This is a genomic window from Ruegeria lacuscaerulensis, from assembly GCF_013033355.1.
Taxonomy (GTDB): domain Bacteria; phylum Pseudomonadota; class Alphaproteobacteria; order Rhodobacterales; family Rhodobacteraceae; genus Ruegeria; species Ruegeria lacuscaerulensis_A.
On the sequence record NZ_WQDY01000010.1, the window covers coordinates 23,182 to 37,950 of the forward strand.

Annotated in this window: 13 protein-coding genes; 7 read left to right on the forward strand and 6 right to left on the reverse strand. The window is 58.0% G+C overall.

Translation table 11 applies throughout. From position 1 onward, the window contains the following. Nucleotides 1–24: 24 nt before the first annotated feature. On the reverse strand, nucleotides 25–1,458 hold the full coding sequence (locus GOW48_RS16465) for a mannose-1-phosphate guanylyltransferase/mannose-6-phosphate isomerase (protein WP_170755302.1): 1,434 nt from the start codon (nucleotides 1,456–1,458) through the stop codon (nucleotides 25–27). A gap of 346 nt (nucleotides 1,459–1,804) precedes the next feature. Between GOW48_RS16465 and GOW48_RS16470 the strand changes: the two genes are divergently transcribed. From GOW48_RS16470 to GOW48_RS16490, 5 genes are read left to right on the forward strand one after another with little or no spacing between them, the layout of a single operon-like run. Then, nucleotides 1,805–2,794: a BMP family protein gene (locus GOW48_RS16470; RefSeq protein WP_170353890.1), complete on the forward strand. Its 990-nt coding sequence runs from the start codon at nucleotides 1,805–1,807 to the stop codon at nucleotides 2,792–2,794. Nucleotides 2,795–2,834: 40 nt separating this feature from the next. After that, on the forward strand, nucleotides 2,835–4,352 hold the full coding sequence (locus GOW48_RS16475) for an ABC transporter ATP-binding protein (RefSeq protein WP_170755303.1): 1,518 nt from the start codon (nucleotides 2,835–2,837) through the stop codon (nucleotides 4,350–4,352). Then, nucleotides 4,352–5,422 carry an ABC transporter permease gene (locus tag GOW48_RS16480; RefSeq protein WP_414478921.1) on the forward strand — a complete coding sequence of 357 codons (1,071 nt, stop codon included), beginning with the start codon at nucleotides 4,352–4,354 and terminating at the stop codon, nucleotides 5,420–5,422. The genes GOW48_RS16475 and GOW48_RS16480 overlap by 1 nt, the downstream gene beginning before the upstream one ends. Further along, entirely contained in the window at nucleotides 5,422–6,363 is a 942-nt protein-coding gene (locus GOW48_RS16485; protein WP_170755424.1) for an ABC transporter permease, read from the forward strand. Before GOW48_RS16480 ends, GOW48_RS16485 begins: the two co-directional genes overlap by 1 nt. Before the next feature lie 2 nt (nucleotides 6,364–6,365). Continuing rightward, nucleotides 6,366–7,652 carry an amidohydrolase family protein gene (locus tag GOW48_RS16490; RefSeq protein WP_174821926.1) on the forward strand — a complete coding sequence of 429 codons (1,287 nt, stop codon included), beginning with the start codon at nucleotides 6,366–6,368 and terminating at the stop codon, nucleotides 7,650–7,652. 3 nt (nucleotides 7,653–7,655) lie between these two features. Here GOW48_RS16490 and GOW48_RS16495 read toward each other — a convergent pair whose 3' ends face one another. From GOW48_RS16495 to GOW48_RS16515, 5 genes are read right to left on the reverse strand one after another with little or no spacing between them, the layout of a single operon-like run. Continuing rightward, on the reverse strand, nucleotides 7,656–7,946 hold the full coding sequence (locus tag GOW48_RS16495; protein ID WP_170755305.1) for a hypothetical protein: 291 nt from the start codon (nucleotides 7,944–7,946) through the stop codon (nucleotides 7,656–7,658). Further along, on the reverse strand, nucleotides 7,936–8,982 hold the full coding sequence (locus GOW48_RS16500; RefSeq protein WP_170755306.1) for a hypothetical protein: 1,047 nt from the start codon (nucleotides 8,980–8,982) through the stop codon (nucleotides 7,936–7,938). Before GOW48_RS16500 ends, GOW48_RS16495 begins: the two co-directional genes overlap by 11 nt. After that, complete coding sequence (locus tag GOW48_RS16505; protein WP_170755307.1) at nucleotides 8,979–9,389, reverse strand: DUF4383 domain-containing protein; 411 nt, start codon at nucleotides 9,387–9,389, stop codon at nucleotides 8,979–8,981. Before GOW48_RS16505 ends, GOW48_RS16500 begins: the two co-directional genes overlap by 4 nt. Next, entirely contained in the window at nucleotides 9,386–10,873 is a 1,488-nt protein-coding gene (locus tag GOW48_RS16510; RefSeq protein WP_170755308.1) for an FAD-binding oxidoreductase, read from the reverse strand. The genes GOW48_RS16505 and GOW48_RS16510 overlap by 4 nt, the downstream gene beginning before the upstream one ends. Continuing rightward, a complete protein-coding gene (locus GOW48_RS16515) occupies nucleotides 10,870–11,862 on the reverse strand; it encodes an alpha/beta fold hydrolase (RefSeq protein WP_170755309.1) in 993 nt (330 codons plus the stop codon). The genes GOW48_RS16510 and GOW48_RS16515 overlap by 4 nt, the downstream gene beginning before the upstream one ends. A 139-nt stretch (nucleotides 11,863–12,001) precedes the next feature. Between GOW48_RS16515 and GOW48_RS16520 the strand changes: the two genes are divergently transcribed. Then, nucleotides 12,002–12,979: an alpha/beta hydrolase gene (locus GOW48_RS16520; RefSeq protein ID WP_170755310.1), complete on the forward strand. Its 978-nt coding sequence runs from the start codon at nucleotides 12,002–12,004 to the stop codon at nucleotides 12,977–12,979. Nucleotides 12,980–13,152: 173 nt separating this feature from the next. Next, on the forward strand, nucleotides 13,153–14,733 hold the full coding sequence (locus GOW48_RS16525) for an ABC transporter substrate-binding protein (protein WP_170755311.1): 1,581 nt from the start codon (nucleotides 13,153–13,155) through the stop codon (nucleotides 14,731–14,733). The last annotated feature ends 36 nt before the right edge of the window (nucleotides 14,734–14,769 follow it).

The window sequence follows — 14,769 nt, forward strand, 5'->3', positions numbered from 1 at the left end:
CGCGCTGCCATGAAGTTGATGCGATCAGTCCCGCGCATAAACGTCTTCGTATCGAATGATGTCATCTTCGCCGACATAGGCGCCGGTCTGAACTTCGATCAGTACCATGGGCACTTTGCCCGGATTCTCCATCCGGTGGACCGAGCCGAGAGGTACGTAAACGCTCTGGTTTTCGGTCACCAGTTTTACGTCGTCGTCGATTGTCACTTTTGCGGTGCCTTCGACCACGATCCAATGCTCAGACCGGTGGACATGGCTTTGCAGCGACAATGACGCGCCGGGATGGACAAGTATCCGCTTAACCTGAAAGCGGTCACCCACAACCAGGCTCTCAAACCACCCCCAAGGCCGATGGTCCTTGGGGAATTGGGTGGCTTGCGCCGACCCCTTGGCCTTAAGCGCGGAAACGGCTTTCTTGACATCCTGCGCGCGGGATTTGTCTGCCACCAGCACCGCATCATTCATCGCAACGGCCATAATATTGTTCAACCCGATACCCACGACCTCAAGCCTGTCGCTGTCCGACCGTAGCAGAGTGTCATGACAGTCGATGGCGGTGGCATCTCCGGTGGTCACGACTCCGTCGGCATCTGGCCCGCTTTCGCGCCATACCGCGTCCCAGCCGCCCAGATCCGACCAGGCTGCATCAAACGGAACCACGGCTAGGTTGTCCGCCTTTTCCATGACTGCATAGTCGATCGAGATATCCTCGGCCTTCGACCATGGTTCAGCTGCAAGACGCAGAAAGCCCAGGTCAGGTTTAGCGACGTCCAGCGCTTTTTGCACAGGCTCCAGCAGCGTTGGCGCATGTTTTTCGAAAGCTGCAATGATATCGGTCGCGCGGAACAGAAAGATACCGGCGTTCCATTTGAAATTTCCAGCCGCCAACATCTGAGCCGCCCGCTCGGCATCGGGCTTTTCCACGAATTGCTTCAAAGGAACAGTGGCGCCGTCTGTGCCGGGTTGTTCAGCCAGTTCCAGGTATCCATAAGCCGTTTCCGAATGTGTCGGCGTTATGCCAAATGTCACCAGTTGCCCCTGCGCCACCGCATCCAGACCCTGTGCCACAGCAGCGTGAAATGCTGCGACATCAGGAACGACGTGGTCGGACGGTGCAACCAACAGCACTGCGTCTTTGTTTTCAGCATGCGCATGAAGGGCGGCAGCCAGAACGGCTGGGGCAGTGTTGCGGCCCTCGGGCTCGATCAGGATGGCACCGGGGTCAATGCCAACGGCCTGCAATTGCTCGGTCACGATAAAGCGAAAGTCCGAGTTGGTCAGAACCATTGGTGCGGTGCATTGCAGCTGATCGTTGTCAGCGGACAATCGCAGCGCCGAGCTTTGAAACAGGGTGTTGTCCCCGATCAGGGACACGAATTGCTTTGGATAGCTTTTGCGGGAAAGCGGCCACAAGCGGGTTCCAGAGCCTCCGCACAAAAGAACGGGAGTAATCTGCATGTTGGTTTCACTCAATCAAACCTAGGTTGTCTTTGGTCCTAGAGAATGGCCTTTCCTTTGACAAGCTAAGGGGCATGTTTGCGATGTAGAATTCTCTTTTTTGATTGAGTTCGTACATTTTTGACTCACCCCTTATCCAAAAGGTGAAGCTCATGTGCCCAAGACTGCCCTATTGCCGTTTGGAAGGTACTAAGCGTTTGTTTCTAAACGCCGAAAAGAGTTTGCAGGCGATGATTAAAAAATGGTCGCCAGAGTCAAAAAACCGTGCAACCAACCCGCTACGCCAGATGAACAATTTGACTGAACAGTAAAAAAATGCTCGCATCCCAAAAAACAGGAGAGTGTCATGGCTGATCATAAATTATCGCGAAGGTTATTGCTTGCTGCCGTTGCAGCGGCGTCCACTTTGTACTCTGCCGGTCTGGCGGCGGCTGAGACGGTCAAGGTGGCCGCAATCTACACTCTGCCGGTGGAACAACAGTGGATCAGCCGCATCCACAAAGCGCTGAACGCTGCCGCCGAGCGCGGCGATATCGAATACGTATTCTCGGAGAACGTGGCCAACACGGATTACGAGCGGGTGATGCGCGAATATGCTGAACAGGGCTCGCAACTGATCGTGGGCGAGGTGTTTGGTCTGGAACGTGCGGCGCGCAAAGTGGCCAAGGATTATCCTGACACGGCATTCCTGATGGGATCGTCCTTCGGTCCTGTGGGGCCGAATTTCTCGGTCTTTGACAACTGGATTCACGAACCTTCCTATCTGACAGGCATGGTTGCCGGTGCCGCGACTGAATCGAACGTGATCGGTATGGTCGGCGGTTACGCCATCCCCGAGGTGAACCGCCTGATGAACGCCTTCATGGACGGCGCACGCGAGGTAAACCCGGATGTCAAATTCCTCGTGACCTTTATCGACAGCTGGTACGACCCGCCTAAAGCCAAGGAAAGTGCGATCGCCATGATGGATGCGGGTGCGGACATCATGTATGCCGAACGCTTTGGTGTATCGGATGCAGCGGTTGAGCGCGGCGTCAAGGCCGTCGGCAACGTCATCGACACGTCGGGCGACTATCCGGGTACGATCATGGCATCGGCCTTGTGGCATATGGAACCGACAATCGACAAAGCCATCGCCAACGTTTCCAGCGGCACGTTCGAGGCGTCGGATTACGGTCAGTACAGCTTTATGGGCTATGGCGGTGGCTCGATGGTTCTGGACGAGGAGCTGGTGCCTGCTGATGTTGTCGAAGCGGTCAATGCCCGTCAGGCGGAAATCCTTGATGGCCTGTTCCGCGTGAATGTGAATGATGATCGCCCGGTCTCGGACCAGTGATCCCTTTCGGGTCGGTCTGTGAAACCGGCCCATTTTCCAAATGACCAAATCCACAGTTTTGAAACTCAACGGGTTGAGCAAGCATTTCGGCCCGGTTATCGCCAATGACAACGTCGACCTGAGCCTGAACAAGGGTGAGGTTCTGGCATTGCTGGGCGAAAATGGCGCGGGCAAGACCACGCTGATGAATATGCTGTTTGGGCATTATTTGCCCGATTCAGGCTCTATTGACGTGGCGGATGAGGCCGGGCATCTGCACCCCTTGCCGCTGGGCTATCCGCAGGTGGCACTGGCTTCGGGCGTAGGGATGGTGCATCAGCATTTCACGCTGGCCGAGAATATTTCGGCTTTGGACAACATTACACTTGGGTCCGAGCCCTTGTTTGCCTTGCGCCGCAACCGGCGCGAAGCACGCCGCAAGATCGAGGCGATCATGGCGCAAAGCGGCCTGACCGCTCCCCTGGACACACCGGTCGGGCGTTTGTCAGTGGGTGAGCGTCAGCGTGTCGAGATTCTCAAAGCCCTCTACCGCGACGCGCGCATTCTGGTTCTGGACGAACCGACTGCCGTTCTGACCCCGCAAGAGGCTGACACGCTGTTCCAGAACATTCGACAGATGACGGACGAGGGGCTGTCAGTCATTTTCATCAGTCACAAACTGCGCGAGGTTTTGTCTTTCTCTGATCGTATCGCTGTGTTGCGCCACGGGAAGAAGGTCGGCGAGATGTTGACTGCGGATGCCGACGAGAAATCGATCGCACGCATGATGGTTGGTGCCGACACGCCCGAGCTGGCCGGGTCTGAACTGACACCGGGTGATCCCGTGCTGACCATGACCGACGTTTCGGTTCCAGGGCGGTCCAAACGGGACACATTGACCGGGGTGAACATGACTGTGCGTGCGCATGAAATTCTGGGGATTGCCGGTGTATCGGGCAACGGGCAAAGCGGTCTGGCCAATGTCATTGCGGGTCTGACACGGCCAGAACAGGGTCTAATTCGGGTGGATGGCGTCGAAATCACCTCTCCGACCCCTGCTAAAATGGTGGGTGCAGGCGTTGGCCGGATTCCCGAAGATCGGCATCACGAGGGGATCGTAGGGGCCATGAGCGTGGCCGAAAACATGGTGATAGAGCGGTTAAACGACCCCGAGGTTCAGTCCTATGGTTTGTTGCTGCGGGAAGATATCCAAGACAACGCAGAGAGGCTGTCCAAAGCCTATGACGTGCGCGGTCCGGGTGTTGATGCGCCAGCGCGCTTGTTGTCGGGGGGCAATATCCAAAAGCTAATTCTGGCGCGTGTGTTTGACCGCTCCCCGCGCCTTATTCTGGCAAACCAACCGACACGTGGTCTGGACATGGGCGCAGCGGCAGAGGTCGGCAAACGTCTGCTGAACGCACGGGCGCGTGGCGCTGGTGTGGTCCTGATTTCCGAGGACCTTGATGAATTGCTAAGCCTTGCGGACCGCATCGTTGTGATCCGTGACGGCGAATTGCATGAAGCCCCCGGTCGCGACCGCGAGCAGATCGGACTGATGATGGCAGGAGAACCGGCATGATCCGCATCGAACCGCGCCAAACCCAGTCGCGGGCTTTCACTCTGGGTGTGCCCATCCTGTCCGCCGTGATCGCGCTGGGCTTTGCTGCCATTCCCCTGCTGGCTGCGGGTGCAAATCCGATCACTGCATATGCCGAGATGTTTCGTGGCGTCTTTGGGTCGGTCTTTGCCTTCTCTGAGGTGCTGACGCGGGCGACACCGTTGATCTTTACCGGCCTCGCCGCCGCGTTGGCCTTTCGCGCAAAGCTGTGGAACATCGGGGCCGAGGGGCAGCTTTATCTGGGCGCTATGGCAGCCGTGGCTATTGGATCTGGGGTGCTGGATATCTCTGGCATCCTTCTGTTACCGCTGATCGTTCTTATGGGCGCGGCGGCGGGGGCGGCGGGGATGGTCGCTCCCACTTATTTGAAAACCCGCTTTGGTGCGGATGAGGTGGTCACGACGCTGTTGCTGAACTTCATTATCCTGATCTTCGTTCAGATGATGCTGGAAGGGCCATTGAAAGATCCGATGGGGTTGGGTTGGCCGCAATCTGCTCCGGTTTTGGATCAGGGAATGCTGCCTCCGTTGTTGGACCGGATGCGCGTTCATTCGGGGCTTATTTTGGCTCTAATACTGGCCGGATTGGCACAATTCATGTTGGCGCGATCTGTATGGGGCTTCCGGCTGCGCGCAGTCGGAGAGAACGCCGCCGCCGCGCGTCACGCAGGGATCAACGTGAACCGATCGCTGTTCGGCGTGGCCATTCTGTCGGGTGGTCTGGCCGGGCTTGCGGGTGTCAGTGAAGTCGCAGGTCTGAAAGGATACCTGACCGCTGATCTGTCGCCGGGCTTTGGCTACACGGGCATTGTCGTCGCCATGCTGGCGGGGCTGTCGCCGGTGGGGGTCGTGATTGCTGCGCTGTTTATCGCCTCAGTCTTCGTGGGCGCCGACAGTATGAGCCGGGCCATGGGGGTCTCGTCGTTCCTGGCGGATCTGGTCGTCTCAATGTCGTTGCTCTGCGTTCTGGTCGGCGGGTTCGTGGCGCGGTATCGCATCGTCCGGGCCGGCACCACGAGGGCCGCGTCATGATGGATATCCTTAACATCCTGCTCTCTGAAAGCTTTTGGGCTGCGTCCCTGCGTATTGCCACACCGCTTATCTTTGGCGTGCTGGGCGCGCTGATCTGCGAACGGGCGGGCGTTTTGAATCTTGGAATCGAGGGCATCTTTGTCGTCGGCGCCATGTGCGGCTGGATGGCCGTCTGGCTGGGTGCTGGCCTGTGGGGTGGTGTTTTGGTTGCCGCTCTGGCCGGAGGGTTCTTCGGCTTGCTTCACGCGATCCTGACGGTGCCTTTGGGGCTGTCGCAGCACGTCTCGGGGTTAGGGATCACGTTGTTTGCGACCTCGGCCAGCTATTACACCTATCGCACGGCGCTGCCGAACGTTTCATCGCCGCCAAGGATCGAGCCGTTTCAGCCGCTGGATCTGCCTGTGCTGTCAGATTTACCTTTTTTAGGGTCTGTTTTGTTCCAACAGACGGCGCTGACATGGCTTGCGCTGCTGCTGGTTGTGGTGGTCTGGTACGTGCTGAACCGCACCGCGCTGGGCGTGGCCATCAAGGCCGTGGGGGACAACCCCGACAGCGTCGATGCGCAGGGCCTTTCGGTCTATGGGCTGCGGATCGGTGCCATCGTCGTGGGTTCGGCCCTGATGGCGCTGGGCGGAGCCTTCCTGACCATGAGCGCCTTTGACGCTTTCTTTTTCGGTATGGTCAACGGGCGCGGCTGGGTCTGTATTGCGCTGGTCATTTTCGCCAGCTGGAGGCCGGGCAAGGCGCTGCTGGGCGCGCTGCTATTCGGTGCGTTCGACGCGCTACAGGTACGCTTGCAAACCGAGGTTGGTGCGTTGGTCCCCGGTCAGGTCTTCCTGATGGTACCCTATGTCCTGTCGATCATCGCCCTTGTGATTGCCGCGCGCTCGGCCGATTATCCACGAGCATTGCTTACCCCATGGTTTAAAGGTCAACGCTGATTATGGTCGATCTGCTTATCAAAAACGCCACCCTAACGGACGGTCAGACCGGCATGGATATCGCCTGCCAGGGCGGCAAGATCACGGCGGTCGAGGCCGGAATCACCGCCGACGCGGCAGAGGTGATCGACGCCCAGGGTCAGCTGGTCTCACCCCCTTTTGTCGATCCGCATTTCCACATGGATGCGACCCTATCACTGGGCAATCCACGCATGAATGTCTCGGGCACGCTACTTGAGGGGATCGCGCTGTGGGGCGAGTTAAAGCCGTTGCAATCGGTTGATGACATCGTCGCCCGCGCGTTGCGCTATTGCGAGCTTGCCGTAGCCAAGGGCATCGGCGCGATCCGCAGCCATGTGGATACTTGCGATGATGAACTGAAGGGCGTGCAGGCGCTGTTGCAGGTACGCGAGCAGGTGAAAGACTATTTGGACCTGCAATTGGTGGCCTTCCCGCAGGATGGTGTGTTACGCGACCCGACCGCGATGCAGAACACACTCCGCGCGCTGGATATGGGCGTCGATGTGGTGGGCGGTATCCCGCATTTCGAAAGGACCATGTCGGATGGGGCGGAATCCGTCCGGCTGCTGTGTGAAATCGCGGCTGAACGCGGCTTGATGGTCGATATGCACTGTGATGAGAGCGACGACCCCCATAGCCGACATATCGAGACGCTTGCCTATGAAACCCAGCGACTGGGGCTGAATGGCCGAGTGGCGGGGTCGCATCTGACGTCGATGCACTCGATGGACAATTACTACGTGTCGAAACTGATCCCGCTGATGGTCGAGGCCGGGGTGCATGCGATCCCGAACCCTCTGATCAACATCATGCTGCAAGGCCGCCATGACAGTTATCCCAAGCGACGGGGCCAGACCCGCGTACGAGAGTTGCGCGATGCGGGGATCACGGTCGGGTTTGGCTCTGACTGTGTGATGGATCCGTGGTATTCGCTGGGCAAGGCCGACATGCTGGACGTGGCCTTTATGGGGTTGCATGTGGGGCAGCTATCCAGCCGTGCAGACATGACATGGTGTTTCGAAGCGGTAACTACGAATTCCGCCCGCATCATGGGGTTGGACGGATACGGTGTGGCCAAAGGCTGTGATGCGAATTTCGTGCTGTTGCAAGCGGCAGATCCGATCGAGGCGATCCGCCTGCGCGCGCACCGGCTGGCGGTGGTGCGCAAGGGGCGGGTGATCTCGCGCTCGGCCCCGGTGACGCATGATCTGAGCCTGCCGTCCGGAAAAAGAACGCTGGACGAGACTCGTGTTCCATTTGAAGGATAGTTATCAAACCTTCGGCAGCGGCAAACATCCCGGCAGGCCCGCCGGCAGAACCAGCCGGGCTCCGCTGGCGTAGAGCGATTTGGCGAAGCCCGTAGCCTCCGAGGTTACTGTGACGCTAAACCGCGAGGCCGTCAGTACCGCTGTGTCGTCAGGAAGATTCCGAAGTAACCCGTCCTGCGGTAGCACCACAACATAGGCCGGCGCTTCGTCCGTCAGCAGGGCAACGATTACAAGCGTCGTTATCCAGCCCAGCACCACCATGGGCAAGGTGGTTAGGATCGACTTAATAGTCATGTACGTGTTCCAGCGTCAGACCCGAGCTCTCTAGCTGGCGCAGGGTTTCGAGAAGAGCCGGAACCTTTACCACGATCAGATGCCGATAATCCCCATATCCCTGACGAGGGGTACTGAATACGGAACCCGCTGTGGTTGGTTGATCCGAAATAGCGGTGAACATTATGTCGTCATTGCCCGCGATCTCGACCACTTCCAGCCCGTCGCGGGCCATCTGAGCCAGCAGGTTGGTCAGGGTACGGTAGCGGGGGGTTTCAACTTCAGTCCCTTCTGGCCGAATGGCGATGACCTTAACATCCGTATAGCCAGTGATGTCCTCATCTGCGGTCAGGATCATTCGCAGGGTCAGTTCATCGGTGCCCACCTGCGCCACGGCTTGTTCAATTGCGCCAGCATAGGCGTCTTTCGCCGTGTACTCCAACCCCAGCGCAATGGCCCGTTCGCTGTCACGCAAAGATCCGGTGGATTGTTCCAACAGGGCTTGTGCGTCTTCGGCAAATGGCCATTTGTACCATGGAACCTGCTGCAGGAATTCTGCATATGCAGAGGCTTGTCGCGCAGAAAGATCGTCAAGTGGCGCACGATCAGGTTCGCGCAGTGCGGCAAACAGGCGGCCCACCGTTTCTTCATAGGCAGCTTTCATGGCCAATTCGGCGGTAAAGCTGGTACCGATAACGTAGACCATCTGTTTGGTGGGCCAATCAATCTCACCATGGGCCGAGGCGTTTTCAGTCAGGGCACAGAGCGATGTCCAGAACCCGGTGATCCCCTGCCAGAAGCCGTAATCATGCGGGTCTCCCGTGCTGATAACCTTGGCATAGTCATCATAGGCATGAACGATATGCCATTCGGGATAGGTCATTAGCGTCCGCGTTTCCGGGCGGTGATGATCCGGGGGCAGAAGCGAAGCGTATGATTGCGGCTGTGCGGTGCCTTTGCAGCTTGTTTCGACATAGATGATGGGTGCGGCCAGTGCGATCACGACCACAACAACGAGCAGAACCAGGCGCCGAAGCCAGCGCAGAAGAAACCTCACGATGATCTCCTTGCGTCACGCAGTCCGGCCCAGGCGGCGATGCCGCCCAATGCCAGATGCGGAAGATTGGCAAAGATACGCCCCAGCGACAGGTCCATCCCGGCCGACGGATTGGTGAAGATGCCCATGTCCAGATAGCCGTAACCGGTGAAAAAGCCGAAGACGCCATCGCCCAGATAGGCCAGCCCGAACAGGATCAGGAACGTGCGCGCCGCTTTGTGCGACATGAGCCCCGCGATCAAAGCCCACAAGGCCGAAGCCACGTGCAGCGCGTCGTCATAGATATCCAGCGCGAAAATCCCGAAGGCCAGCCCGTTTTCATCAGTCAGGCCGGGCACATAGTTCAACGACGCCGCAATCATCAGCGCGACGAAATAAACGATACATAGCTTTTGAAGGTTCGTCATACTTGCCCCAGATAGCTGTCCCAAAGGTTGTTTCGCAGCACCAGTTGCGGGTCGAGCGTACGTTTGACCCGCGCGAATTCTGCTGCGCGCGGATAAGCGGCTGTCAGTTGATTCAGCGTGGCATGCGGGCGGTAGGGCAGGTAATAGGCCCCTCCGATCTCGACAATCCGGTCAATCAGAGCGCGAGTCATGCGGGCCATGTCAGCCTCGCCCCGTTGCGTCATTTCCTGGCTGAAAGACATAACAGCGGCGATCCGGGGTTCCGAGGCAAACGACAGCACTGCCTGATCATCCTGTGCAACATAGCGCAGTGTGACATTCAGGAATTCCTGATACGAGGCCGGTATTACTTCGCGGCAGGCAGTCAGGAAATCATCAAAGGCGTCGAAGCCCACGAAGTATTCGTGCAGGATATCCGTGCGATCCGGGTTGCGGTCATCCAGCGTGACGACGGGTTCGTTAATCAACGAGTTCCGTGTCGCCTCGCCACCGCCCAGGGCCGGGCCCAGTTTGGTTTCGTTCCACCAACGGAATGTCTTGAATGCCTCGCTGCCCAGTTGCGCCCGATAAAGGCGGCTGGCTGCGTGTGACATCCAGCCCGATCCCGCCGCAGGGGGCAGGTCCGACTGATCATCCGTTTCGCGATAGGTGATCAGCAGGGCGTGTTCGAAGAACGTCTCACGTTCAACATTCAGGCGACCATAGGCCATCGTGACAGCCGGATCTTCGACAGCCGTTTTGAAGCTGTCGGCAAAAGCGGTCGCCTCCATCACGTCAAAAGACGGTGCCAGGCGGGTATTCGGGACCATCTCGACCTCAAGGTCCACGATTATGCCGATCAGCCCATAGCCACCCATGCCGAGGTTGAACAGATCGGCATTTTCTGTGGGTGAACAGGTGACAAGCTCTCCGGAGGGCAACACCATGCGCAATGATCGCACCGTAGATCCCATAGGACCGAATGGCACCGGCCATCCGTGCGCATTGACCGAATAGGTCGCAGCAACGCCGAAATCATGGTTTGACTGCATGACCTTTGGCGAAAATCCTGCAGGGTCCAGCGCCGAGATCACCTGAGACCACCGCGCGCCCGCATGCGCCAGATAGGTCTGCGCGGTGCTGTCCATCTGAACGGAGCCATTGTCGAAAGTAAGGGCCGTGCCGTTGCGCGGAATGGCCTGACCGCCCATCGAGTGTCGGGCCGCGCCCACGTTGACCGGCCGCCCATCTGCCTGGGCCCGTGTCAACTCATTTCGAATTGCGGTCACAAGCGCGTCGCCGGCATCCTCGGTCATGACCAGATGTTTGTGGATCGGGGTCGGTGACAGGCCGCTGGCATCGTTCATGATCTTCGCGTCTTGGGGCGCAAAGGTGCGGTGCGTTCCGTCATAACTTGGCAAATCGGCACCAAGCCAGCGCGACAGGCCCCAACCGGCCACCCCTCCGGCGGCAAACAAGGCGGCTCTTCTGGTGAATGTGCTCATGAATCGGCCTCGTCAGGTCGTGCGTTTGAAAAGGTTTGCAATATCTCGATCAGCGCGGCCTGAAACGCCTGTGGGTCTTCAAGCTGAGGGATATGTCCCACGCCCGAAAGCGCCCTGTACTGCGCATCGGGGATCAAGGTCAGCAATTCTTCGGCCTGTTCCAACGGCGTCACGGTATCTTCGACGCCCCAGATCAGACCGACCGGCAATTGCAGCGCCTGCCAGTTCTCAGCTCGGGTGCTGAGCGCATTTTGGGGCGGAACCAGCAACTGGGGTAACCAGTCTGCCACCGCGGCAGTATATCCGATGCGGGCCATGGGTTCTTGCAAGAGCGCAGTGACATCATCCGTCGCTGCGGACTTGATGTGCAGGAAGCTGCGCAGGAAAGCTTTGGTCAAAATCGGGTTCGACACCGTGGCCGAGGCGATAAACGGGCGCACAGCATCGCTTTGCAGGTAAATGGGGGTCTCGGTTGGTGGATCATGCCTGCCAAGGGCTATCGCTCCGTTCACTACAACAAGGCCCGACACCAGATCAGGGCGGCTCATCACGGCTTCGACAACAGGGCCTGCCCCGATGGAATGTGCGACGGCTATTGGCTGGTTGTCCAATGCCTCAAGCAGGGCGATCACGCGATCGGCTTGTTTGGGGCGGCTGTAATCGCTGTCGTCAGGGTGTTGTGACCATCCATACGGGGGCATATCAAACGCGATGGCGTGAAAGCCTGCGTCCCCGACGGAATCGAGCGAAGGAAGCCACAGGCCGGACCAGGCAGCCGTGCCGTGCGCAAACAAGACCGGAACGCCAGTGTCAGGGCCACGTTCCAGCACAAAAACGGCACCTTCGGCTGTCTCGATCAATTGGCCGCCCAATGGCAGTTCTTGCCCAAAAGCGATGGTGTCGCGGTTGTTTGCAACAAGGCGCAGCCCGATCAGAACCATCGCCACAAGGACCAAACCCGTAAAAACAAATCCAAAAAACACACGCATTGAATTTATAGTTGGGCGCTTGAAGTTTTAATGCAACCGAGGAAAACCTTACCATTCCAAAGCGTGTGATTTTGGCAAAAGCTGACAGATCTCCGGCAGCTTGCTAGGGTAGTTTTACTTTTAATCGGAGTTTTTTTGCATGCTTTTCATAACCAACAGATTCCCGACCCAAAGCATTCGTACCCGACGCGGGCGCCGGTTCACTTTTGACCTCAACAACAACGCGCCGTCCAATTCGGTGTTCTATTGCGAAAAGGGTGAAGACGAACACCATACCGAAATCACAAGTGCCGAATTGTTGCGGCGGGTCCGTGACAGCGATTGCCGCCAGATTCTGCTATACCTGCATGGGTTCAACAACCTGCCTGACGATGTCTTTCGCACCACAGCCGAGGTGCAACGCCTGTGTGATTTGGCCGATCCGGGCGAAGTGATGGTGCTGCCACTGATCTGGCCCAGCGATAACGAGCATGGGATTGTTCAGAAATACTGGGACGACCAGAAATCCGCAGACCAAAGCGGGTATTCCTTTGCGCGCGTGTTAGAGCGGTTTCTGGAATGGCGCAACAGCGCCGAGAATGAACCTGACGTGGCCCCGTGTCTAAAGCGGATCAACCTGCTGGCGCATTCAATGGGCAACCGCGTGTTGAGGCAAACGCTGATCGAATGGGACCGCTATGATCTGGCCTCGGGCGTGCCGCTATTGTTTCGTAACACGTTTATGGTTGCGGCTGATGTAGTGAATGAAACGGTGCACGAAGACGAACCGGGAGTTCTGGTCAGCCATGCGTCGCGCAATGTGGTGGTTTATTTCGCGTCAGATGATCTGGCGCTGCGGGCCAGTAAGGCGGCGAACCTCAAGAACAAAGTGGCGTCGCGGCGGTTGGGGCACACAGGCCCCGAAAACATCGACCGAACGCCACGCAACGTGTTTCAGGTCGATTGCGATGACGTCAACACGCGCTACGATAGCCCGACAGGTCACAATTATTTTGGGCCGGTCACACCGGGCGGTGAGCCCGGACAGGTGTTCAAGCATATCTTTGACTGTATTCAATCCGGACGTGTCTTCCCCCATGAGGAATATCGCAGGTCCGTTATTCTGCCTTCACCCTAGACGATGAGTAGACCCTAATAAGGTCTATGGATGAATTTCATGGCTATCTATCCGTTTTGATCACAATCTGGTGTTGCAACTGTGAAAATGATCTGGATGATCAGGACCACCAAGGCCACGGAATTGGCCTGCCGCCTGGAATGGCGGCGCTAACAATAAACGGGGAGATCAAAATGATCCTGAGAAACTTGATGTTGGCTGCCAGCGCCACCGCGCTGATGGCCACGGGTGCTTCGGCTGAAACCCTGCGCTGGGCGCGCGCTGGTGACGCGCTGACGCTGGACCCGCATTCGCAGAACGAAGGTCCGTCGCACACCATTCGGCACCAGATGTATGAGCCGCTGATCATCCGCGACGTAACCGGCGCGTTTGAACCTGCACTGGCCACCGAATGGGGGCCCAAGGCCGATGACCCGAATGTCTGGGTCTTCAAGTTGCGCGAAGGTGTGAAGTTCCATGACGGTGCTGATTTCAACGCCGAAGACGTCGTGTTCAGCTTTGAGCGCGCCAAGCAGCCAAACTCGGATATGAAAGAGCTGATCGGCTCGATCACCGAAGTGCGCGCGGTTGACGATTACACCGTCGAGATCGTCACCGATGGTCCGAACCCGATCCTGCCTTCGAACCTGACCAACCTGTTCATTCTGGACAAAGGCTGGGCCGAGGCCAATGACACCGTCAATGTGCAGGATTTTGAGGGTGGCGAGATCACCTATGCCACCACCAACGCCAACGGCACGGGGCCGTATAAACTGCAAAGCCGCGAGCCTGACGTGAAAACCGTGATGGTGCGCAACGACGACTATTGGGGCATCGACCAGTTCCCGATGGAAGTGACCGAGATCATCTATACTCCGATCCAGAACGCTGCGACGCGTGTGGCAGCGATGCTGTCGGGAGAGGTGAACTTCCTTCAGGATATGCCCGTGCAGGATATCGAGCGCGTCAACGGTGCAGATGGCCTGATGGTCAAGCAGGCGCCGCAGAACCGTGTGATCTTCTTTGGTATGAACCAGGGCGCAGATGACATCGAAGCGGACAACGTGGACGGCAAGAACCCTCTGGCCGATGTGCGTGTGCGTCAGGCCATGTCGATGGCGATCAACCGTGATGCGATCAAACAGGTCGTGATGCGCGGCCAGTCGCAGCCTGCGGGCATGATCGCACCGCCTTTCGTGAACGGTTGGACCGCTGATATGGACGGCGAATCCTCGACCGATCTGGAAAAAGCCAAGGCCTTGATGGCCGAGGCAGGCTATGGCGACGGATTCTCGCTGCGGCTGGACTGCCCGAATGACCGTTACATCAATGATGAGGCGATCTGTCAGGCGGCCGTTGGTATGCTGGGTCAGATCGGCGTGACTGTGAATCTGGACGCCAAGCCCAAGGCGCAGCACTTCCCGCTGATCACCGACAGCAAGACCGACTTCTACATGCTGGGTTGGGGTGTGCCGACATATGACTCGGAATACATCTTCAACTTCCTGGTCCATGGTCGCGAAGACGATATCGGCACGTGGAACGGCACCGGCTATCAGGACGATGCGCTGGATGCGAAGATCAAGTCGCTGGCCTCGAACACCGATCTGGACGCGCGGAACGCCGACATCGCCGACATCTGGCGCGTGGTGCAGGACGAGGCGCTGTACATCCCGATCCACCACCAGGTTCTGAACTGGGGTATGGCTGATGGCGTGGGCATCGAAGTGGATGCGGAAGACCAGCCGAAAGTCAAATACTTCACCATGAACTAAATCGGTTCGATTGCGAACAAGGCAGGGCGCGGTTTT

Bases quoted from the DNA above. Each gene is read 5' to 3' on its own strand.
- GOW48_RS16465 (WP_170755302.1), bottom strand. From the start codon at position 1,458: ATGCAGATTACTCCCGTTCTTTTGTGCGGAGGCTCTGGAACCCGCTTG.
- GOW48_RS16470 (WP_170353890.1), top strand. From the start codon at position 1,805: ATGGCTGATCATAAATTATCGCGAAGGTTATTGCTTGCTGCCGTTGCA.
- GOW48_RS16475 (WP_170755303.1), top strand. From the start codon at position 2,835: ATGACCAAATCCACAGTTTTGAAACTCAACGGGTTGAGCAAGCATTTC.
- GOW48_RS16485 (WP_170755424.1), top strand. From the start codon at position 5,422: ATGGATATCCTTAACATCCTGCTCTCTGAAAGCTTTTGGGCTGCGTCC.
- GOW48_RS16490 (WP_174821926.1), top strand. From the start codon at position 6,366: ATGGTCGATCTGCTTATCAAAAACGCCACCCTAACGGACGGTCAGACC.
- GOW48_RS16495 (WP_170755305.1), bottom strand. From the start codon at position 7,946: ATGACTATTAAGTCGATCCTAACCACCTTGCCCATGGTGGTGCTGGGC.
- GOW48_RS16505 (WP_170755307.1), bottom strand. From the start codon at position 9,389: ATGACGAACCTTCAAAAGCTATGTATCGTTTATTTCGTCGCGCTGATG.
- GOW48_RS16510 (WP_170755308.1), bottom strand. From the start codon at position 10,873: ATGAGCACATTCACCAGAAGAGCCGCCTTGTTTGCCGCCGGAGGGGTG.
- GOW48_RS16515 (WP_170755309.1), bottom strand. From the start codon at position 11,862: ATGCGTGTGTTTTTTGGATTTGTTTTTACGGGTTTGGTCCTTGTGGCG.
- GOW48_RS16520 (WP_170755310.1), top strand. From the start codon at position 12,002: ATGCTTTTCATAACCAACAGATTCCCGACCCAAAGCATTCGTACCCGA.
- GOW48_RS16525 (WP_170755311.1), top strand. From the start codon at position 13,153: ATGATCCTGAGAAACTTGATGTTGGCTGCCAGCGCCACCGCGCTGATG.